Annotated in this window: 18 protein-coding genes; 6 read left to right on the top strand and 12 right to left on the bottom strand. The window is 71.9% G+C overall.

From position 1 onward, the window contains the following. Positions 1-4 precede the first annotated feature (4 nt). The 3 genes from orn to ACZ60J_RS21050 form a co-directional block, all read right to left on the bottom strand. Complete coding sequence (gene orn, locus ACZ60J_RS21060) at positions 5-607, bottom strand: oligoribonuclease (RefSeq protein ID WP_469683809.1); 603 nt, start codon at positions 605-607, stop codon at positions 5-7. An 82-nt stretch (positions 608-689) separates the two neighbouring features. Next, a complete protein-coding gene (locus tag ACZ60J_RS21055; protein ID WP_250741288.1) occupies positions 690-1,859 on the bottom strand; it encodes a helix-turn-helix domain-containing protein in 1,170 nt (389 codons plus the stop codon). 376 nt (positions 1,860-2,235) lie between these two features. Continuing rightward, positions 2,236-2,514, bottom strand: a complete 279-nt coding sequence (locus ACZ60J_RS21050) for a hypothetical protein (RefSeq protein ID WP_469683807.1) — start codon at positions 2,512-2,514, stop codon at positions 2,236-2,238. A 517-nt stretch (positions 2,515-3,031) separates the two neighbouring features. Here ACZ60J_RS21050 and ACZ60J_RS21045 point away from each other — a divergent pair. Both ACZ60J_RS21045 and ACZ60J_RS21040 read left to right on the top strand, forming a co-directional pair. Next, positions 3,032-3,562, top strand: a complete 531-nt coding sequence (locus tag ACZ60J_RS21045; protein WP_214951587.1) for a universal stress protein — start codon at positions 3,032-3,034, stop codon at positions 3,560-3,562. Between the two features lie 99 nt (positions 3,563-3,661). After that, on the top strand, positions 3,662-4,228 hold the full coding sequence (locus ACZ60J_RS21040) for an acetate uptake transporter (protein ID WP_469683806.1): 567 nt from the start codon (positions 3,662-3,664) through the stop codon (positions 4,226-4,228). Between the two features lie 90 nt (positions 4,229-4,318). Here ACZ60J_RS21040 and glmS read toward each other — a convergent pair whose 3' ends face one another. From glmS to ACZ60J_RS21025, 3 genes are all read right to left on the bottom strand, one after another. Continuing rightward, on the bottom strand, positions 4,319-6,136 hold the full coding sequence (gene glmS, locus ACZ60J_RS21035) for a glutamine--fructose-6-phosphate transaminase (isomerizing) (protein WP_469683804.1): 1,818 nt from the start codon (positions 6,134-6,136) through the stop codon (positions 4,319-4,321). Between the two features lie 77 nt (positions 6,137-6,213). Then, entirely contained in the window at positions 6,214-6,489 is a 276-nt protein-coding gene (locus tag ACZ60J_RS21030; protein WP_250741293.1) for a hypothetical protein, read from the bottom strand. A gap of 107 nt (positions 6,490-6,596) precedes the next feature. Continuing rightward, a complete protein-coding gene (locus tag ACZ60J_RS21025; RefSeq protein ID WP_469683803.1) occupies positions 6,597-7,529 on the bottom strand; it encodes a DUF4429 domain-containing protein in 933 nt (310 codons plus the stop codon). Positions 7,530-7,592: 63 nt separating this feature from the next. On the opposite strand from ACZ60J_RS21025, the gene ACZ60J_RS21020 reads away from it, so the two are divergent. Next, the gene (locus ACZ60J_RS21020) at positions 7,593-9,185 is read left to right on the top strand and encodes a beta-N-acetylhexosaminidase (RefSeq protein ID WP_469683801.1); all 1,593 of its coding nucleotides are present in this window, start codon (positions 7,593-7,595) and stop codon (positions 9,183-9,185) included. A 33-nt stretch (positions 9,186-9,218) separates the two neighbouring features. Here the strand turns inward: ACZ60J_RS21020 and ACZ60J_RS21015 are convergent, their stop codons facing one another. From ACZ60J_RS21015 to ACZ60J_RS20990, 6 genes are all read right to left on the bottom strand, one after another. Beyond that, the gene (locus ACZ60J_RS21015) at positions 9,219-10,130 is read right to left on the bottom strand and encodes a siderophore-interacting protein (RefSeq protein ID WP_469683799.1); all 912 of its coding nucleotides are present in this window, start codon (positions 10,128-10,130) and stop codon (positions 9,219-9,221) included. Between the two features lie 123 nt (positions 10,131-10,253). Beyond that, the gene (locus ACZ60J_RS21010) at positions 10,254-11,288 is read right to left on the bottom strand and encodes an ABC transporter substrate-binding protein (protein ID WP_469683797.1); all 1,035 of its coding nucleotides are present in this window, start codon (positions 11,286-11,288) and stop codon (positions 10,254-10,256) included. A gap of 146 nt (positions 11,289-11,434) precedes the next feature. Continuing rightward, on the bottom strand, positions 11,435-12,595 hold the full coding sequence (locus ACZ60J_RS21005; protein ID WP_250741300.1) for an acyl-CoA dehydrogenase family protein: 1,161 nt from the start codon (positions 12,593-12,595) through the stop codon (positions 11,435-11,437). An 8-nt stretch (positions 12,596-12,603) separates the two neighbouring features. Beyond that, the gene (locus ACZ60J_RS21000; RefSeq protein WP_469683796.1) at positions 12,604-13,536 is read right to left on the bottom strand and encodes a hydroxymethylglutaryl-CoA lyase; all 933 of its coding nucleotides are present in this window, start codon (positions 13,534-13,536) and stop codon (positions 12,604-12,606) included. Then, positions 13,533-15,581: an acetyl/propionyl/methylcrotonyl-CoA carboxylase subunit alpha gene (locus ACZ60J_RS20995; RefSeq protein WP_469683794.1), complete on the bottom strand. Its 2,049-nt coding sequence runs from the start codon at positions 15,579-15,581 to the stop codon at positions 13,533-13,535. Before ACZ60J_RS20995 ends, ACZ60J_RS21000 begins: the two co-directional genes overlap by 4 nt. Positions 15,582-15,597: 16 nt before the next feature. Then, complete coding sequence (locus ACZ60J_RS20990) at positions 15,598-17,214, bottom strand: carboxyl transferase domain-containing protein (protein ID WP_469683792.1); 1,617 nt, start codon at positions 17,212-17,214, stop codon at positions 15,598-15,600. A 109-nt stretch (positions 17,215-17,323) separates the two neighbouring features. On the opposite strand from ACZ60J_RS20990, the gene ACZ60J_RS20985 reads away from it, so the two are divergent. The 3 genes from ACZ60J_RS20985 (at position 17,324) to ACZ60J_RS20975 (ending at position 20,328) form a co-directional block, all read left to right on the top strand. After that, positions 17,324-17,902 carry an SACE_7040 family transcriptional regulator gene (locus ACZ60J_RS20985; protein ID WP_469683790.1) on the top strand — a complete coding sequence of 193 codons (579 nt, stop codon included), beginning with the start codon at positions 17,324-17,326 and terminating at the stop codon, positions 17,900-17,902. A gap of 65 nt (positions 17,903-17,967) precedes the next feature. Continuing rightward, the gene (locus tag ACZ60J_RS20980) at positions 17,968-18,774 is read left to right on the top strand and encodes a phosphatase (protein ID WP_469683788.1); all 807 of its coding nucleotides are present in this window, start codon (positions 17,968-17,970) and stop codon (positions 18,772-18,774) included. Between the two features lie 1,122 nt (positions 18,775-19,896). After that, on the top strand, positions 19,897-20,328 hold the full coding sequence (locus ACZ60J_RS20975; protein WP_469683787.1) for a hypothetical protein: 432 nt from the start codon (positions 19,897-19,899) through the stop codon (positions 20,326-20,328). Positions 20,329-20,430 lie beyond the last annotated feature (102 nt).

Below are 20,430 nucleotides of genomic sequence, written 5' to 3'. Positions count from 1 at the left end.
GGTGTCAGGCGCCGGGGACGACGTGCTTGGCGGCGATGGCGCGTGCCGTGTCCGAGTCCGGACCGGGCTGCGGCACGAAGACGGCCTCCCGGTAGTAGCGCAGCTCGGCGATGGACTCCTTGATGTCCGCGAGCGCCCGGTGGTTGCCGTTCTTCGGCGGGCTGTTGAAGTAGGCGCGCGGGTACCAGCGGCGTGCCAGCTCCTTGATCGAGGACACGTCCACGATCCGGTAGTGCAGGTAGCCCTCCAGCGCGGCCATGTCGCGCAGCAGGAAGCCGCGGTCGGTGCCGACCGTGTTTCCGCAGAGCGGGGCCTTGCGGGGTTCCTTCACGTGCTCCCGTACGTAGGCCAGGACCTGCGCCTCGGCGTCCGCGAGGGTGGTCCCGCCGGCCAGCTCGTCGAGCAGGCCGGACGCCGTGTGCATCTCGCGCACCACGTCGGGCATGGTTTCCAGGGCCGCGTCCGGCGGGCGGATCACAATGTCCACGCCTTCGCCGAGCACGTTGAGCTCCGAGTCGGTGACCAGTGCGGCCACCTCGATAAGTGCGTCGTCCGTCAACGAGAGCCCGGTCATCTCGCAGTCGATCCACACCATGCGATCGTTCATGCGCCCCACCTTATGCGGAAGGTCCCCCGCAACGGTGACCACCGAGGTGACCACTCATGCGGGGGACCTTCCGGGGACCTTGTTACGCGTGCTCGCGCAGCACCCGGCCCGGGGCGTACAGCTCGGTCACCGTGGGACCGGCCGCGGCGAGTGCCGCTGCCGCGCGCTGCGGCTGCGGAGTGCGCTGGTGCGGGACCGGCGACTCGGACAGCTGAGCCACCTGGACCACGTCCGCCTGCGGGCGGCGGGCCCGGTAGGCGGAGCGGTAGGCGGCCGGGGAGGACCCCAGCTGGCGGCGGAAGTGCCCGCGCAGGGCGACCGGCGAGCGGAACCCGCAGCGCCCGGCGACCTCGTCGACCGAGTAGTCGGAGGTCTCCAGCAGCCGCTGCGCCTGAAGCACCCGCTGGGTGATCAGCCACTGCAGCGGCGCACTGCCGGTGAGCGAGCGGAACCGCCGGTCGAACGTGCGCCTGCTCATGTAGGCGCGCGCTGCCAGCGTCTCCACGTCGAACTGCTCGTGGAGGTGTTCCAGTGCCCAGGCGACGACCTCGGCCAGCGGGTCGGCGCCGATCTCCTCCGGCAGCGACCGGTCGAGGTAGCGTTCCTGGCCGCCCGTGCGGCGCGGCGGGACGACGAGCCTGCGGGCCAGTGCGCCCGCCGCCTCGCTGCCGTGGTCCGTGCGCACGATGTGCAGGCAGAGATCGATTCCGGCCGCGGTGCCCGCGGACGTCAGCACGTCGCCGTCGTCGACGAACAGCTCGCGCGGATCGACGTGGACGGACGGGTAGCGCTTGGCCAGCGTCGGCGCGTACATCCAGTGCGTCGTCGCGGGCCGGCCGTCCAGCAGACCGGCGGCGGCGAGCACGAATGCCCCCGTGCACAGTCCGACGATCCGGGCCCCCTCCTCGTGTGCCAGACGCAGCGCGTCGAGCGCCTCCGGCGGCGGCGGAGAGGTGATGGAACGCCACGCGGGCACGACGACCGTGCCTGCCCGGGCGATCGCCTCCAACCCGTATGGCGCGGTCAGTTCGAGTCCGCCGGTGGTCCGCAGCGGACCGTCCTCACCGGCGCACACGAGCAGTCGGTAGCGTGGAACTCCCGCGTCCTGCCGGTCAATGCCGAACACGGAAAGTGGAATGGAGCTCTCGAAGATCGGTCCGCCGCTGAAGAGCAGCACCGCGACGATCTCCCTGCGGCGACGCCCCGCGAGCTTCCTGCCGTCAACGACGACGGCGGTGGAATCCTGGCTCATGGCGCTAAGCCCCCCTTGGGTGTCGCGACTCCTTGGTCTGGTCGCACCTGCACGTATCCCCTCGGCCTTGCACGTGGCTCCCCCGCCGTAAATACATGATCGAATCTACTGCGTCCCGTGGTGTCGGCGTGACAAGTTCAGCACGCAGCGCTATGTCGACTTGGCAACTTGGCGAAAAGCATTCGATCAGGAAGCGTTCCACTCCGCTACCCGGGTGGAAAGCGCACTGTCCGGCCATGGCCAGTACTCGTAGGGTCAAGGACCCCTTGTGGCGCCGTAGTCGCTGATGGTGAGGGGGGTGGGGGGACATTCCGGCAAGGGGGGCGACCTGCCGGGAAGTTGGCTGAAAACATGCGGGTGTGGATGTGCGAATCGGTCAGTCGTGAGAGGACATCCCGCCGGAAACCTGACATCCGCGCTGACTTCCGCCTCCGGCGCGCGAGTGCCGGCCCCGCTGCACGGGCGTCAATCGGTCCTCCGAGAGGACCCGGGCGGCATTCCGCTCCGCCTGTTCCGAGTGGCGCAGCAGCACCCGGCAGGCCGCCGTGACGGCCGCCAGCCCGAGGGTGGCCACGGCGGCCCCGCCGAAGGAGGTCCCGTAGACGACGAGGACCACGGGGACGAGCAGGCAGCTGAAGGCGGCCCAGCGCACCACGTCACCCGCTGGATCCTCGTGGGGACGCCGGGCGGCCTGCACGGACGAGTGAAGGGGAGGGGGCGGCATGTGGACGGACTGCGTCGGCTGAGCGGGCGGCTGAGCGGGCTGGACGGGGTGAACCGGATGGCCGGGCACGGCGTGCTCCCTGCGGGCTCTTCCTGGACGGTCGGACTCGTGTCCAACGGCGTGCGGCGCGGCTCGGTCACTGCGCGCACGGGTGGCACCCACCCGATGGGGTGCACCTCGTCACTGGCTGTAGGGGGCAGCGGACATTGCCAAGCAGGCGTGGCTGCGGCATGCTCCCTGGGACGCTCTCCAAGGGCGGCATGACCTGTGCAGCACAGGAGTGTCGCCGTACCCTGGTGGGTATGGGCTTGGGAAGATGCTTCCCGGACAGAGCTCGGTCACACTGAGTTGTCGTTTTCTGGAATCGTCCCGCTTGAATCGTCGCTTCCGCCTATTGGCGCCCCGTCCCCTTGTCCCTTCCCCTGAGGACCTCTTCGCCGAGACACCCATGGCCGGTCACGAATTCTCCGAACCCGCGGACCGCAAGCGCAAACGCCTCGCCGACCCAGAATCGGCCGACCTGCGCGCGGTGGAACAACCACGTCATCCCTGCGACCCGGCCTTCCGGCACGGGGTCGTGGTGGGCTTCGACGGATCCACGTCCAGCGAGCGCGCCCTCGCGTACGCCATCGGCATGGCCCGTCGCTCGGGCTCCGGTCTGATCATCGTCCACGTCGCGAACCGGCTGCCCACCACCGTGTGGGCCGGCTGCGAGCCGCCGGTCTTTGTGGACGTGCCGGACCACCGGACCGAAGTGCTGGGGCTGGAGCTGGCCTGCGCGGACTACCTGTCCGAGGTTCCGTGGATCCTCGTCGAGCGGGGCGGGGACATCTGTCACGAGCTGGAGGAGGTCGGCCGGGAGTACTCGGCGGACGCCATCGTGGTCGGCTCCACGCACGGGATCGTCGGCCGGATCTTCGGATCGGTGGCGGGCCGGCTGGCGAAGCGGGCGCAGCGACCCGTCGTTGTCATCCCGTAACCGACTGTATGTCGATTGTGCGGTTGTGCACCCCCATGTAAGGGGTAGATAAAGGCTGCTGGGACGCAGCAAACAACTGCAGATCGAAGGGAGCCCGCCGTGGACAATGGTGTCTCTGCGGGAAGCACGGCCTCGACTTCGACCCTCGGGCACATCGCCCTGGGTCTCACCCTTCTCGCATTCGGTATCGGCAACACCGGCATCATCGACGGTGTGACCGCGGCCAACTCCGTGTCGCTCGCGATGTACCTGGGCGGACTCGCCCTGTTCGTCCTCGGAGTCCTCGAGTACCGCGGCGGCAACGGCTTCAACGGCACCGCCTTCGCGGGCCTCGGCACCTTCTGGTTCATCTGGGCCAACGGGGCCGACGGAAAGGTTTCGGCAGACGCGGCCGGAATGTTCCTCGTGCTCTTCGCCATGCTGGCACTGACCCTCACCGTCGCCGCCTCGGGCGGGCTGTTCGGGCAGGGCGTGTACGGCCTGTTCACCCTCTCCCTGCTGCTCCTGGCGATAGGCACCTTCGCCGAGAACGGCGGGCTGGCCAAGGCGGCCGGCTGGGTGGCGGCGCTCTCCGGACTGCTGGCCTGGTACGGGGCCACCGCGGCGCTGGCGAGCTGGCCGATGGCCTTCGGAAAGGGCTCGCGCGGCGCCGTCGCCGCGAGCTGACGGTTCACGCACCACACGCGGAAGCCCCCGGGGGGGAAGACCCCCGGGGGCTTTTGCGTGCAAAGACTTGCGTGCAAAGACCTACCGGACCTACTCGACCGTGACGGACTTCGCCAGGTTGCGCGGCTTGTCGATGTCCCGGCCCATGGCGAGGGCGGTGTGGTACGCCAGCAGCTGCAGCGGGATGCCCATCAGGATCGGGTCCAGTTCGTCCTCGTTCTTGGGCACGAGGATCGTGTGGTCGGCCTTCTCCTGCTGGGTGTGGGCGACCGCGAGGATCCGGCCGCTGCGGGCCTTGATCTCCTCGAGCGCGGCGCGGTTCTTCTCCAGCAGGTCGTCGTCCGGGACGATCGCGACCGTCGGCAGCGAGGGCTCGATGAGGGCGAGCGGACCGTGCTTGAGCTCGGAGGCCGGGTAGGCCTCGGCGTGGATGTAGGAGATCTCCTTGAGCTTCAGGGAGGCCTCCAGGGCCACCGGGTAGCCCCGGACGCGGCCGATGAACATCATCGACTTGGCCTCGGCGTACTCGGCGGCCAGCTTCTTGATGTCCTCCTCGCCGTCCAGGATCTCCTGGATCTGCGAGGGCAGCTTGCGCAGGCCGTCGATGATCCGCTTGCCGTCGGTGACGGACAGGTCGCGGATGCGGCCCAGGTGCACGGCGAGCAGTGCGAAGGCCACGACCGTGTTGGTGAAGCACTTGGTGGAGACGACGCAGACCTCGGGGCCGGCGTGCACGTACACGCCGCCGTCGGCGGCGCGGGCGATCGCGGAGCCGACCACGTTGACCACGCCGAGGACGCGGGCGCCCTTGCGCTTGAGCTCCTGCACCGCCGCGAGCACGTCGTACGTCTCACCGGACTGGGAGACCGCGATGTAGAGGGTGTCGGGGTCCACGACCGGGTTGCGGTAGCGGAACTCGGAGGCGGGCTCGGCGTCGGCGGGGATGCGGGCGAGGCTCTCGATGAGGCCCGCGCCGATCATGCCGGCGTGGTACGAGGTGCCGCAGCCCAGGATCTTGACGCGGCGGATGCCGCGCGCCTCGCGCGGGTCCAGGTTCAGGCCGCCCAGGTGGACGGTGCTGAAGCGGTCGTCGATCCGGCCGCGCAGGACGCGGTCGACCGCGTCGGCCTGCTCGGAGATCTCCTTGTGCATGTACGTGTCGTGGCCGCCCATGTCGTAGGAGGCGGCCTCCCACTCCACGGTCTCGGGAGTGGCGGTGGTCGTCGTACCGGAGGTGGTGTAGGTCCGGAAGTCGTCGGCCTTCAGGGTCGCCATCTCGCCGTCGTCGAGGGTGACGATCTGGCGGGTGTGGGCGACGAGGGCGGCGATGTCCGAGGCGACGAACATCTCCTTCTCGCCGATGCCGAGGACGACCGGGGAGCCGTTGCGGGCCACGACGATGCGGTCGGGGAAGTCGGCGTGCATCACGGCGATGCCGTAGGTGCCCTCGACGACCTTGAGCGCCTCGCGGACCTTCTCCTCGAGGGTCTCGGACTGGGCGCGGGCGATGAGGTGGACGAGCACCTCGGTGTCGGTCTCCGAGAGGAAGACGACCCCGTCGGCCTCCAGCTTGGCGCGCAGCTCGGAGGCGTTGTCGACGATGCCGTTGTGGACGACGGCGACCTTGTTGTCGGCGTCCAGGTGCGGGTGGGAGTTGATGTCGCTCGGGGCGCCGTGGGTGGCCCAGCGGGTGTGCGCGATACCGGTGGTGCCGGCGAAGCGCTTGGGGACCCGGGACTCCAGCTCGCGTACGCGGCCCTTGGCCTTGACGACCTTCAGGGCCGCGGCCTTCGGGCTGTTGACGACGATGCCCGCGGAGTCGTATCCGCGGTACTCCAGCCGCTGCAGGCCCTCCAGCAGCAGCGGTGCCACGTCACGCTTGCCGATGTAACCCACGATTCCGCACATAAGGTCTTTCCCCTCCTGAAGTTCCGTTGCTCTTGCCGCTGCCCCTGCAGCGCCCCGGCGCGTGGCCGGGGTGGTGCTCAGCCGTAGACGATGCGGCGCAGCTGCCGGAGCGAGAGCTCCGGCGGTGCGACCGCGCGGTGCGGCAGTTCGGCCGCGATCCGCTCGAAGATGTCCGCGTTGACCGCGCCCCCGGACTGGAGCTCACGGTGGCGCCGACGGACGAACTCCTCGGTGCTCTCGTCGAAGTACGCGAGGACGTCGAGCACCACTCGGGCGGCTTCGCCCCGCTGGAGCGAGGTGCTGCGCACCAAGTGGTCGACGAGGTCCTCGTGCGACGGGCGGCGGTCGGGCATCCGTCGATATTGGCGGTACGAAGGGAAGAACGCAAAAATCCTGCCCGAAATCGGGCAGGATCGCGCTGGTCTGGACCAGAGAGGGTGCGAATTCCGGTCTCTGATGGTTAGAAACGACCCAAAATCGCCGCTTTCGCCGTCGTGAACTCCTCGGCCGTGAGGATGCCCGCCTGATGCAGTTCCCCCAGCTCGCGCAGCCGGCGCAGCAGGGCGTCGTGGTCCTCCGCAGGAGCCGCGGTCGGGGCCGCGGCGGAGGCCGGGGCCCCGACCGGGGCGGGACCCGGATCGGGTTCCGGCCGGGCGCCCGCCCCGGACGTGAGCTCCGGCGGGGAGGCGAGCGCCGCCGGGTGCGGCATGCGCACCGCGACCGCCGCGGCGACCAGCGCCATCAGGGGGTCCTTCTTGAAGCCGAACAGCTCCACCGTGTACGGGTCGTACTTCGGCGCCGCGCTCTGGCCGGCGCCGGCCAGAGCGAAGCGGATCCACCCGTTCTCCAGCCCCCGGGACGGGGCCCACTCCACCGACCGCAGGTCCGCGACCCGGAACTCCCGGGCCCCGCCGGACCGTTTCGCCTCCTCCGTCGTCCAGTTCCACTCCAGGGACACCCGGTCCCCGTCGAAGGCCGCCGTCCCGTCGCCCGCGCCGACCGTGATCGGCACCGCCGGGCCCGGCAGGAGGTAGGAGTCGGCCGGCCCGGGATCCACCTGGTCCAGCAGCAGGGCGTTGCGCACCTCGTCCACGAAGTACTCCGCCACCCCGCCGCGGTCCGGCTCCACGGTCAGCCGGTACGGGTCGGAGGCCTCCGGCAGCCGGCCGCCCGTCACCTGGAGCAGCGGGTCGGCGCCGTCACGCAGCCGCAGGCGCAGCCGGCCCGCCTTGCGCCCCGGTTCGTAGGAGATCCCGGCCAGCGCGCGCAGCGGGACGAGCACCTCGCCCAGCGTCTGGCGCAGCAGGCCCACCCCCTTGTCGCGGCCCGGCACGATGCGCACCGCGTCCCCGTCGAAGGTCCATGTGCCGTCCTTCTGGATGATTTCCGCCATCCTTGGATTCTTGCACCGGCTGGACGGCTTCCATCGGGGCCCGGTTGGCCTATACCTATGCGCATGAGAGTCCCGCGACGCATGCTCGCCGCCCTCCTCGTCCTCGCCGCCGTCCCCGCGGCCGCCTCCTGCAGCAGCGCCGCCAGGGGGGACGACGCCCGGCCGGGCGACGAGCCCCCGGCCGCGCTCGCGCCCTACGAACGGCTCCTGCCGGCGCCGGTCTCCGCCCGGGCCGGAGGCCCGGGGTACGCCTTCGGCCCGGGCACGGTCATCCGTACGGGCCTCACCGGCGACGAGGAGGTCCGCAGGGTCGGCGAACTCCTCGCCGAGCAGCTGCGCGGCCCCAGCGGGCTGCCGCTGCCCGTGGTCGACGGAGTCGAGGGGGACGGGATCCGGCTGCGGATCGACGCCGAGGCCGAGGGCGCGGGGGAGGAGGGCTACCGGCTGGAGTCCGGGCCCGGCGGGGTCACCCTCACCGCCCGTACGCCCGCGGGCCTCTTCCACGCCGGGCAGACGCTGCGCCAGCTCCTGCCGGTGTCCGGGCCGGGGACGGTTCCGGGCGGCACGGTCACGGACGCGCCGCGCTTCGGGTACCGGGGGGCGATGGTGGACGTGGCCCGGCACTTCTTCACGGTCGAGCAGGTCAAGAGGTACGTCGACCAGCTCGCGCAGTACAAGGTCAACACCCTGCACCTGCACCTGACCGACGACCAGGGCTGGCGCCTCGCGATCGACTCATGGCCGCGGCTGGCGGAGTACGGCGGCGCGAGCGAGGTCGGCGGCGGCCCCGGCGGGCACTGGACGAAGGACGAGTACCGGGACCTGGTGGCGTACGCCTCGGAGCGGTACGTGGACGTGGTCCCGGAGATCGACATGCCCGGCCACGTGAACGCCGCGCAGGCCGCCTACGCGGAGCTGAACTGCGACGGCACGGCGCGCGAGCGCTACACCGGGATCAAGGTCGGCTTCAGCTCGCTGTGCGTGGGCAAGGAGCGGACCTACGAGTTCATCGACCAGGTGCTGGGGGAGCTCGCGGAGCTCACCCCGGGCAAGTACCTGCACATCGGCGGCGACGAGGCCCACTCCACGCCCGCGGCGGACTACGCGGCCTTCATGGACCGGGCCCAGGCGGTCGTGGCCAAGCACGGCAAGACGGTGGTGGCCTGGCACCAGCTCGCGACGGCCCGCCCGGCCCCGGGGGCGGTGCTCCAGTACTGGGGCCACGACCGCACGGCGGCCGCCGAGAAGGCGGCGGTGACCGCGGCGGCCAAGGCGGGCAGCCCGGTGATCCTGTCCCCGGCGGACCGGATCTACCTGGACATGAAGTACGACAAGGAGACGAAGCCGGGGCTGGCCTGGGCCGGGTACGTACCGGTGCGCCGCGCCTACGACTGGGACCCGGGCAACTACCTGCCGGGCCTCCCGGAATCCGCGGTCCTCGGCGTGGAGGCCCCGCTCTGGACGGAGAACATCGCGACGCGCGGGGACTGGGAGCTGATGGCCTTCCCGCGCGTCCTGGGCCTGGCGGAACTGGGCTGGTCCCCGGCCACCACCCACGACTGGCCCTCGTACGCCCGCCGGCTGGCGGCCCAGGCCCCGCGCCTGGACGCCCAGGACGTCACCTACCACCGGGCGTCGGACGTGCCCTGGCAGTAGGCGGCCCGGACCCGGTGGTGGCGCAGGACGCCCCTACAGGGCCGCCGTCGGCTCCTCGTCGGGGGACTGGCCCGCGTAGGCCTCGGCGAGGAGCTGGTCCTCGCTCGCGCCGAGGCGCCAGTAGCCGGTGAAGCGGACCGCGCGGCGGTCGATGCCGCAGTCCTGGACGAAGTGCCTGCGGACCGCGCGGATCGTCGCGGACTCGCCCGCGATCCAGGCGTACGGGGACGTGGCGGCGGGCCGTCCGGCCGCGCGGAGCGCCTCCAGCACCCGGTCGGTGCGCTCCCGGCCGGCGCCCGGCTCCCGTACGACCCAGGTGACGTCCGCGGCCGCGGACGTCGGCAGGTACAGCCGGTCGTCCTCGTGCGGGACCTCGAACCAGGCCTGGACCGGGGTGCCTTCGGGGAGCCGGTCCAGGATCGCGGAGGCCGCGGGCAGGGCGGTCTCGTCGGCGTACATCAGGACGGCGTCGGAGCCGGCCGGCGGCTGGAAACGTACGGACTTGTTCTCCGCGACGGCCGGGCCGATGGCCATGATCCGGCGGCCGGTCACCGCGCGCCCCGCCCAGGAGGAGGCGGGGGAGGAGGCGCCGTGCAGGACGAAGTCGATGTCCACCTCGTCCACGCCGCCGGGGGTCCGGCGCTGCTCGCGGACCGTGTACGAGCGCATCACCGGGCGTTCCTCGTCCGGCATCCCCCGCCAGTCCGCGAACCAGGTGTCCTCCCCCGTGGAGGGCAGCACCGTGTGCTCCCGGCCGGCGGGCGGCAGGAAGAGGGAGAGGCTCTGGTCGTAGCCGCCCGAGCGGAAGCCGGCGAGGGACGGGCCGCCGAAGGTGATCCGCAGGAAGGAGTGGCCGAGGCGGCGCGTACGGAGCACTTCGAGCTCGAAGAACCGGAAGTGCGGGACCTCGGGCGCGGCGGTGTCGGCGGTGTCGGTGGCGGTCATGCGGAGGGTCCCCCCTGGGATCGGCGATGACGGGCGAGGCGGAAGGAGCAGCAGAAGGAGCAGAAGCAGAAGGCCCCGGCGCCTGGGTGAGGCGCCGGGGCCGGTGGTTCAGGGGTCAGGGGGTCAGCTGACCTTCTTGGCGTTCTGGATGGCCTTGGTGAGTTCCTCGACGATCTGCGCGCACTTCTCGTAGGAGTAGATCGGCTCGGTCACGCGGGGGGTGATCTGGCCGGCCTTGACGGCCGGCATCTCGGCCCAGGTCGGCTTGGCCTTCAGCTCCTCCGGCTGGAGGGTGCCGGTGCGGTTGTCGAGGAGGATCACGTCGGCCGGGTACTTGCCGGCGTTCTCCCAGCTGAGGCTCTCGAAGAAGCCGCCTTCGACCTTGTCCGGGGTGACGAACTCGACGCCGAGGGACTGGAAGTACTTCAGGTCGGCGGAGGTGGCCGGGGTGGAGACGTAGAAGAGGTCGGCGGCGCCGGAACCGACGAGCACCTTGATGCCGGGGTTCGCCTTCGTGGCCTCGCGGAGCTTCGCGGAGGCGGCCTCGAAACGGGCCTTGGCGTCGACGGTCTTCTTGTCGTTCAGGTCGGCGCCCAGGGACTTCGCGAGGTCCGCGGTGCGGGCCAGGGCCTTGTCCATCGTGACGTCGCCGCCCACGCCGATGGCGGCGGCCGGGGCCAGCTTCAGGATCTTGTCCTTGGAGGCTTCCGGCAGGTACCAGTAGCTGTCCTTCTCCCAGGTGTTGGTCACCAGGAGGTCGGGCTGCAGCGAGGCGTACTTCTCGACGTTGAACTCGTCGTAGACGTTGCCGATGACCTCGACCTTGGAGACGTCCATCGAGCCGGCCTGCACGTCGGCCTTGCCGTCGGCGGTCTTCGTCGGGCCGAACACGCCCTTGACGCCGACGCCGTAGTCGTGGAGCGCGGCGGCGGTGCCGGTGAAGGCGACGATGTTCTTCGGCGTGGACTTGGCGGTGACGTCCTTGCCCGTGTCGTCCTTGAAGCTCCAGGCGGCCGCGGCGCCCGTGCCCTTGTCGCCCGAACCGTCCTTCGCGGAGTCGCTGCCGCCGCAGGCGGTGAGCGCGGCCACCAGGCCGAGGGCGCCGCCTGCCGCGATCAGGCCGCGGCGCGTGAGGAGGGAGGAACGGGACTTGGGCATGGGGTGTCCGCTTTCGTGCGTACTGGGGTGGCTCGGGCGTTCGATAGGAAGGTTAGCCTAACCTTGGCTGGAAACGGCAAAGGGCCCTCCTGGTGGAGGACCCCTTACCGCACTTACCGCACGTCTTGCCGTGCCGTCGGCTGCCGTCAGCCGGAGAGTCCCAGCTCGCGGGCGATCAGCATGCGCTGCACCTCGCTCGTGCCCTCGCCGATCTCCAGGATCTTCGAGTCGCGCCACATGCGGGCCACCGGGTACTCGTTCATGAAGCCGTAGCCGCCGTGGATCTGCGTGGCGTCGCGCGCGTTGTCGACCGCCACCGTCGAGGAGTACAGCTTCGCGATGGCCGCCTCCTTCTTGAAGGGCTCCCCGGCCACGAGCCGGGAGGCCGCGTCGCGCCAGCCGATCCGCGCCATGTGGGCGCGCATCTCCATGTCCGCCAGCTTGAACTGGATGGCCTGGTTGTCGCCGATCGCCTTGCCGAAGGCGTGCCGCTCCTTGGCGTACTTCACCGACTCGTCCACGCAGCCCTGCGCCAGGCCCGTCGCGAGCGCCGAGATGGCCACGCGGCCCTCGTCGAGGATCCGCAGGAACTGGGCGTAGCCGCGGCCCTCTTCGCCGACCAGGTTGGCCAGGGGGACCCGTACGCCGTCGAAGGACAGCTCACGGGTGTCCGAGGAGTTCCAACCGACCTTGGAGTAGGGGGCGGCCACGGTGAAGCCCGGGGTCCCGGAGGGGACGATGATCGAGGAGATCTCCGGGCGCCCGTCGGCCTTGCGGCCCGTCACGGCGGTGACGGTGACCAGACCGGTGATGTCCGTACCGGAGTTGGTGATGAAGCACTTGGAGCCGTTGATCACCCACTCGTCGCCGTCGCGGACGGCGGTCGTGCGCGTGCCGCCCGCATCACTGCCCGCGCCGGGCTCGGTCAGGCCGAAGGCGCCGAGGATCTCGCCGGAGCACATCCGCGGCAGCCACTGCTGCTTCTGCTCCTCGGTGCCGAAGAGGTACAGGGGCATCGCGCCGAGGGAGACGCCGGCCTCCAGGGTGATGGCGACCGAGGAGTCGACGCGGGCCAGCTCCTCCAGGGCGATGCCGAGGGCGAGGTAGTCGCCGCCCATGCCGCCGTACTCCTCCGGGAAGGGCAGGCCGAACAGGCCCATGCGGCCCATCTCGCGGACGATCTCGTACGGGAACTCGTGCCGCTCGTACAGATCGCCGATCTTGGGCGCCACCACGTCGTGCGCGAACGCCTCGACGGTGCGGCGGAGTTCCTCGTGCTCGGGGGTGAGCCGGTGGTCGAGGGCCATGGTCTTCGTTACTCCTTGTGGGAGAGGGCGCGGACGGTACGGGAGGGGCTGGGACGCCCCAACTGCTCGGCCATCCACACGCTCGTGGCGGTGAGGGCGGCCAGGTCGACCCCGGTCTCGATGCCGAGGCCGTCGAGCATCCAGACGAGGTCCTCGGTCGCGAGATTGCCGGTGGCGCTCTCGGCGTACGGGCATCCGCCGAGGCCGCCCGCGGACGCGTCGACGGTGGTCACGCCGTGCTGGAGCGCGGCGAGGGTGTTGGACAGGGCCTGGCCGTAGGTGTCGTGGAAGTGCACGCCGATCCGGTCCGTGCCCACGCCCTCCTCGTTGAGGGCGGAGAGCAGGGCCTGCACGTGCCCCGGGGTGGCGACGCCGATGGTGTCGCCGAGGCTCAGCTCGTCACAGCCGAGGTCGAGGAGGGCCTTGGCGACGCCGACCACCTGGTGGACCGGGACCGGGCCCTCCCAGGGGTCGCCGAAGCACATCGAGAGGTAGCCGCGGACGTGCACCTTGTGGTCCTTGGCGCGGGCCACGACGGGCTCGAACATCGCGAGGGACTCGGCGACGGTGCGGTTGAGGTTGCGGGCGGCGAAGGTCTCCGTGGCCGAACCGAACACCGCGATGCGGCCGGCCCCGAGGGCGAGCGCGCGGTCGAGGCCGGCCTCGTTGGGGACCAGGACCGGCAGCGCGGCCGGCACGTCGGCGAGCAGGGGGAACAGCTCGTCGGCGTCGGCCAGCTGGGGGACCCACCGGGGGTGCACGAAGCTGGTGGCCTCGATGGTGGTGAGCCCCGCGGCGGCCAGCCGGTGCACGAACTCGGCCTTCACGTGGGTCGGTACGGACGCCTTCTCGTTCTGCAGCCCGTCGCGGGCGCCCACCTCGTGGATCCGGACCCGGGCCGGGAGGCCCTCGTACGGGAAGCTCATCGGAAGCCCGCTCATGCGTCCTTCTCCTCCTCGTCCGGGGTGACCACGGCCAGTACCTGGTCCATGGCGACCGTGGTGCCGGGGGTGACGTCGAGCTCGGTGACGGTGCCGGCGTGCGGGGCGGAGATGACGTGCTCCATCTTCATGGCCTCGACGACGAGCAGGCTCTGGCCGGCCTCGACCTTCTCCCCGACGGCCACCTTGACCACGGTCACGGTGCCGGGCATCGGGGCCGCGAGGGTGTCGGCGCCGGCGCGGCCGGCGCCGCGGAGGCCGGCCTCGACCGGGTCGTGCGTCTGGACGTGCCAGGAGTCGCCGTCGCGGCCGAGCCAGGTCCCCTCCGGGGAGGTGGCGTGGGCGAAGCGGTGCGTGACGCCGTCGAGTTCGACCGTGAGGTGCTCCGGGGTGAGCCGCACGATCCGGCCCCGCGCCCCAAAGGCCGGCGAGCCTGGATTCGGCTGGGTTCCGTCGTCCAGGAGGAGCTCCGTGTCCGGGCCCGTTCCGGCGGGCCGGGTGCGGACCGTGACCGGGTCCTGGCCCGGGAGGCGGAAGTGGTGGACCGTCCAGGCGGGGGTGCCGCCGAGGCGCCAGCCGGTGGCGGCGTCGAACGGGTCGATCCAGCCCCCGGCGGGGTTGCGGGAAGGGGCGGGGTGGGGGACGGAGAGCATGGCCGCAGCCGCGTACACCTCGTCCGGGACCCCGTCGGGGAGCAGCTGGGACAGGTCCCGCTCCACCAGCCCGGTGTCCAGGTCGCCGGACACCACGTCGGGATGCGCGAGCAGGCGCCGCAGGAAGCCCGTGTTGGTCTGCACGCCCAGGATCACGGTGTCGGCCAGCGCACCCCGCAGCACGCGCAGGGCGGCCGCCCGGTCGGGGCCGTAGGCGATGACCTTCGACAGCATCGGGTCGTAGGTGGAGCCGGTGTCGACCCCCGCCGCCAGCCCGGAGTCCGTACGGACCGATCCGCCGTCCGGCTCCGACAGGGCCAGCACCGTGCCGCCGGAGGGCAGGAACCCGCGCGCGGGGTCCTCCGCGCAGACGCGGGCCTCGATCGCGTGCCCGGTCAGCCGGACCTCCGACTGGCCGAAGCCCAGCTCCGCGCCCGCCGCGACCCGGAGCTGCTGCTCCACCAGGTCCAGTCCGGTGACGAGTTCGGTCACCGGGTGCTCCACCTGGAGCCGGGTGTTCATCTCCATGAAGAAGTACGAGGAGGGGTCCCCGCCGGGGACGATGAACTCCACCGTCCCCGCGCCGACGTACCCGCAGGACCGCGCCGCCTCCACCGCCGCCGCGCCCATCGAGGCCCGCAGCTCGGGCGTCAGCAGGACCGACGGCGCCTCCTCGATCACCTTCTGGTGGCGTCGCTGGAGGGAGCACTCGCGCTCCCCGAGGTGGACCACGTTCCCGTGCGCATCCGCCAGCACCTGGATCTCGATGTGCCGGGGCCGGTCCACCCAGCGCTCCACGAGCAGGGTGTCGTCGCCGAAGGAGGACCTCGCCTCGCGCCGGGCCGCCGCGATCTCCTCGCCGAGCAGCGCGGAGTCCCGTACGAGCCGCATGCCCTTGCCGCCGCCGCCCGCCGAGGGCTTCAGCAGGACCGGCATGCCGATCTCCTCGGCGGCGGAGACCAGTTGGGCGTCGGACAGGCCGCTGCCCGAGGAGCCGGGGACGACGGGCACACCCGCGGCCCGGACGGTCTCCTTGGCGCGGATCTTGTCGCCCATGAGGGAGATCGCCGCCGCCGGCGGTCCGATGAAGGCCAGGCCCGCGTCCGCGCAGGCCGCCGCGAAGGCGGCGTTCTCCGCGAGGAAGCCGTAGCCGGGGTGGACGGCCTCGGCGCCGGTGCGGCGCGCCGCGTCGAGCAGCCGCTCCACCGACAGATAGCTCTCGGCGGCGGCCGCCGGGCCGATGCGGACGGCCGTGTCGGCCTCCCGTACGTGCCGGGCGTCCGCGTCGGCGTCGCTGAAGACGGCCACGGAACGGATGCCGAGTTCCCGCAGCGTGCGGATGACACGGACCGCGATCTCGCCCCGGTTGGCGACCAGAACAGTGCTGAACATCAGTGAGGTCCTCACGTCACATGCGGAAGATGCCGAAGCCCGAGTCGCTCAGGGGAGCGTTCGCGCACGCGGTCAGGGCCAGTCCCAGCACCTGCCGGGTCTCCATCGGGTCGATGACCCCGTCGTCCCACAGCCGCGCCGTGGCGTAGTAGGCGTTGCCCTGCTCCTCGTACTGCGCCCGGACCGGGGCCTTGAAGGCCTCCTCGTCCTCGGCCGGCCACTCCTGGCCCGCGCCCTCGATCTGGTCGCGCTTGACCGTGGCCAGGACGGAGGCCGCCTGCTCGCCGCCCATCACCGAGATCTTGGCGTTGGGCCACATCCACAGGAAGCGGGGGGAGTACGCCCGGCCGCACATCGAGTAGTTGCCCGCGCCGTACGAGCCGCCGACCACCACGGTCAGCTTCGGGACCCGGGTGCAGGCCACGGCCGTCACCATCTTGGCGCCGTGCTTGGCGATGCCACCCGCCTCGTAGTCCCGGCCGACCATGAAGCCGGAGATGTTCTGGAGGAAGAGGAGCGGGATGCCGCGCTGGTCGCACAGCTCGATGAAGTGCGCGCCCTTCTGGGCCGATTCGGAGAACAGGATGCCGTTGTTGGCGACGATCCCGACCGGGTGCCCGTGGATCCGGGCGAAGCCGGTGACCAGGGTCTGCCCGAACTCCGCCTTGAACTCCTGGAAGCGGGAGCCGTCCACGATCCGGGCGATGATCTCGCGGGCGTCGTAGGGGGTGCGGGAGTCGACGGGGACCGCGCCGTACAGCCCGTACGGGTCCACCTTGGGCTCCTCCGGAGCCTCGACCGACCAGGGCAGGGCCTGGCGCTCGGGCAGGGTCGCCACGATGTTCCGTACGATCCGCAGCGCGTGGGCGTCGTCCTCCGCGAGGTGGTCGGTGACGCCCGAGGTCCGGGAGTGGACCTCGCCGCCGCCCAGCTCCTCGGCCGTGACCACCTCGCCGGTGGCGGCCTTCACCAGCGGCGGGCCGCCGAGGAAGATCGTGCCCTGGCCGCGGACGATGACGGCCTCGTCGCTCATGGCGGGGACGTACGCGCCGCCCGCCGTGCAGGAGCCGAGGACGGCGGCGATCTGCGGGATGCCGGCCCCCGACATGCGGGCCTGGTTGTAGAAGATGCGGCCGAAGTGGTCCCGGTCGGGGAAGACCTCGTCCTGCATGGGGAGGAAGGCGCCGCCCGAGTCGACCAGGTAGAGGCAGGGGAGACGGTTCTCCAGCGCCACCTCCTGGGCGCGCAGGTGCTTCTTCACGGTCATCGGGTAGTACGTGCCGCCCTTGACCGTGGCGTCGTTCGCGACGATCACGCACTCGCGGCCGCTGACCCGGCCGATGCCGGCGATCACCCCGGCGGCCGGGGCCGCACCCCCGTACATGCCCTCGGCGGCCAGCGGGGCCAGCTCCAGGAAGGGCGATCCGGGGTCGAGGAGGGCGTCCACGCGGTCGCGCGGCAGCAGCTTCCCGCGGGCCGTGTGCCGGGCACGGGCCTTCTCCCCGCCGCCGAGCCGGGCCGCCTCCAGCCGGGCCCGCAGGCCCTCGGAGAGCTCGCGGTGGGCGGCCTCGTTGGCCCGCCAGGCGTCGGACGCCGGGTCGGCGGCGCTCGTCAGCACTGGTGCCTGCTGCATCGGTCGAGCTCCCTTGCTCGGTGCGTTGTGCTTCACTCGGTTAATGAGCGTTAACGCATGTGGGACTTAGGTTAACGAGCGCTAACGGCGCTGTCTAGAATGGATTCCCATGAGCACCAGAGCAGCCGCCCCGACCCGGCGCGAGCAGATCCTCGGCGAGGCTGCGCGCCTCTTCGCCGAGCGCGGTTTCCACGGCGTGGGCGTGGACGAGATAGGGGCCGCGGTGGGCATCAGCGGCCCCGGCCTCTACCGGCACTTCGCCGGCAAGGACGCGATGCTCGCCGAACTGCTCGTCGGCATCAGCGAGCGGCTGCTCACGGGCGGCCGACGCCGGGCGGAGGAGGCGGCCGGTGACCCGTCCGGAGTACTGGCCTCCCTCATCGACGGCCACATCGACTTCGCGCTCGACGACCGGGCGCTGATCACCCTCCACGACCGGGAGCTGGACCGGCTGCGCGAGGCCGACCGCAAGCTCGTACGGCAGCTCCAGCGCAAGTACGTCGAGCTGTGGGTCGACGTCGTACGGGAGCTGCACCCCGAGGTGGGCGAGGCGGAGGTACGCGTCTCCGTGCACGCGGTCTTCGGCCTGCTCAACTCCACCCCGCACCTGGCGGCGCTCGGCCGGGACGCGACGGAGTCCCTGCTGCGACGGCTCGCGAACGGGGCCTTCGGGGCGCTGTCGGGATGAGGCGGGGCGGCCGAGGTGTCCGGCGGGCGGGATGGAAGGGACGGCTCCGGGCGCGCGGCGGCAGAATGGGCCGCATGCCGATGCCGATAGAGACGCCTGTCCCCAGCCGAGCCGAACTCATCGACCACCTGGTCCGCACGCGGATCGCGGGAGACGTCGCCACCCCGCGCGACAACAACCTCTCCCACTACCGCAAGCTCGCCAACGGCGACCGCCACTACTGGCTGGGCCTGGAGCTGGGCGACCGCTGGACGGACGAGCAGGACGTGCTCGCGGTGATGGCGGAGCGCTGCGGAGTCGTGGACGACCCCGCGCACCGCGCCGGCCAGGACACCATCGACCCCGAGCTCACCGTGGCCGCCCTGGACCGGATGGCGACGCGGCTGCGCAAGGCCGCGCTGGACCGGCAGAGCGTGCTGCTGGCCACCGGGCACCCCGGCGGGCTGCTGGACGTACACCGGGCCACCGCCGATGCGCTGCGCGGCGCGGGCTGCGAGATCGTGGTGATCCCGCCGGGGCTCGTCGCCGACGAGGGCTCCGTGTGGCAGTTCGCCGACGTCGCCGTCCTGGAGCGGGGCGCCACGCTGTGGCACACCCACTCCCCGGCGCCGATGGCGGCCATCCTGGACGCCCTGGCGGCCCACGGCCGCCCCCAGCCCGACCTGGTCGTCGCCGACCACGGCTGGGCGGGCTGCGCGGCGCAGCGCGGGCTGGACGCGGTGGGCTACGCCGACTGCAACGACCCGGCGCTGTTCCTGGCCGAGGCCGAAGGCACCCTCCAGGTGGCGGTCCCGCTGGACGACCACGTCCGCGACCCCCGCTACTACGACCCGATGGTCGCGTACCTCCTCGCGGCGGCGGGCCTGCACTAGCCGGGACGGCGCCTTCGGCCGGCCGGGGCCGTGCCCTTGCCCGGCCGGTGCTGCCCGTACGCGGCCCGCGCCCCTGCCCGTAGGTGGCCCGGGCGCTTGCCCGTACGTGGCCCGGGCGCCTGCCGGCGCGGGCCCGGCCCCTGCCCGCATGCGGCTGGGCCCCTGCGGTACGCGGCCCAGCCCCCGCCTGTACGCGGCCCAGCCCCCGCCTGTACGCGGCCCAGCCCCCGCCTGTACGCGGCCCAGCCCCCGCGGGTGCGAAGCCGGGCCCCTCGCCCGTGCGCTGCCCGGTGCCCTGCGCCACACGCGCAGGCGGGGCCCTTGCGGTACGCGGCCCAATCCCCGCCTGTACGCGGTCCAGCCCCCGCCGGTGGGAGGCCGGCCCCCGGCTGTACGAGGCGGGGCCTTGGCCCGCGCGCTGCCCGGTGCCCTGCGCCTCGCGCGCAGCGGGGCCCTGGGGCGTGCCGCTGCGCGGTGCCGAGTCCCCTACCCGCCCTTCCACCGTTCCCCGGGGCTCCGCCCCGGACCCGTTGCCGGGCGCGGCGCCGTTGCGGGGGCCAGCCCCCGCGCCCCCGCGCCTCAAACGCCGGCGAGGCTGGATGGGGCTGGGCTGGCTCGTATCAGCCGTCCGGCGTTTGAGGACCGGGGTCTGGGGCGGAGCCCCAGGGACTCCGGGCGCAGCCCGGTACCCCGTGTCAGCCCGTCCGGCGTTCGAGGCGCGGAGCCCCAGGAGGTTTGGGCTCAGCCCGGTACCCCGTGTCAGCCCGTCTGGCGTTCGAGGCGCGGAGCCCCACGGGGTCCGGGCGCAGTCCAGGACCCCCTTCCAGCCCCGCCGGCGTTTGAGGCGCGGGTCCGGGCAGCGCCCGGGGAACGGCGGAAGGGCGGGTAGGGGACTTTGCCCCGCAGGGCCGCCCCCCCCCCCCCGTAGCCCCCGGCGAATAGGGGAATTATCAAGATCGGCTGTCTCCGTCAAGCCCCGAATGTGAGTGGCGTGACGCGATTCCCGCCATCGGGTTTATTTGAAGTACGCCCTCACCGGGAAACACCGGAAGAACTGGAGGGCAGGGAGTTCTCTCGAATTCCTCCCCCTTCCTTCTTTCCTTTTCCGAATGGAGAACGGTCATGTTCAAGCTTCTGTCGACCCGCCGCATCGTCCTTGCTTCTGCTTCTGTCGCCCTGTTGGGTGGTGGCATCGCCCTCCCCGCCACGGCGATGGCCGCTCCCGCGGCGGCCCCGCACCACGCGGTGTCCGTCCTCCAGGACGACAGCGCCGACGGCATCGGCACCGGAGGCGACGCGAATGCGGGGAACACGACCGTCGGCGGTGACTCCCGTGGTGGTGACGCCAACAGTGGTGTCGGTAGCTGTAAGGGCAAGTGCACCATCACCACCGGCGACGCCCGCGGTGGCGACTCCAGTGCCGATGCCATCAACAGCGGTGACGCGACCGCGGTCGGCGGCGACGGCGTCGGCCAGGGCGGAAGCGTGAAGAAGGTCAACAAGAACACGGTCAAGAACCAGGTCAAGAAGGACCTGAAGGCGAAGCTCGGCTAAGCCCAGCAAGCCACACTGAAGGCCGGCGCCCCGGGATTCCCGGGGCGCCGTCGTGTGTCATGGACGCCGGAGAGAGGCCCAGCCCCTCCGGCGTCCGCCGCG

Source organism: Streptomyces sp. NPDC104226, from assembly GCF_055584085.1.
This window is presented reverse-complemented; position numbering and strand designations above follow the sequence as displayed.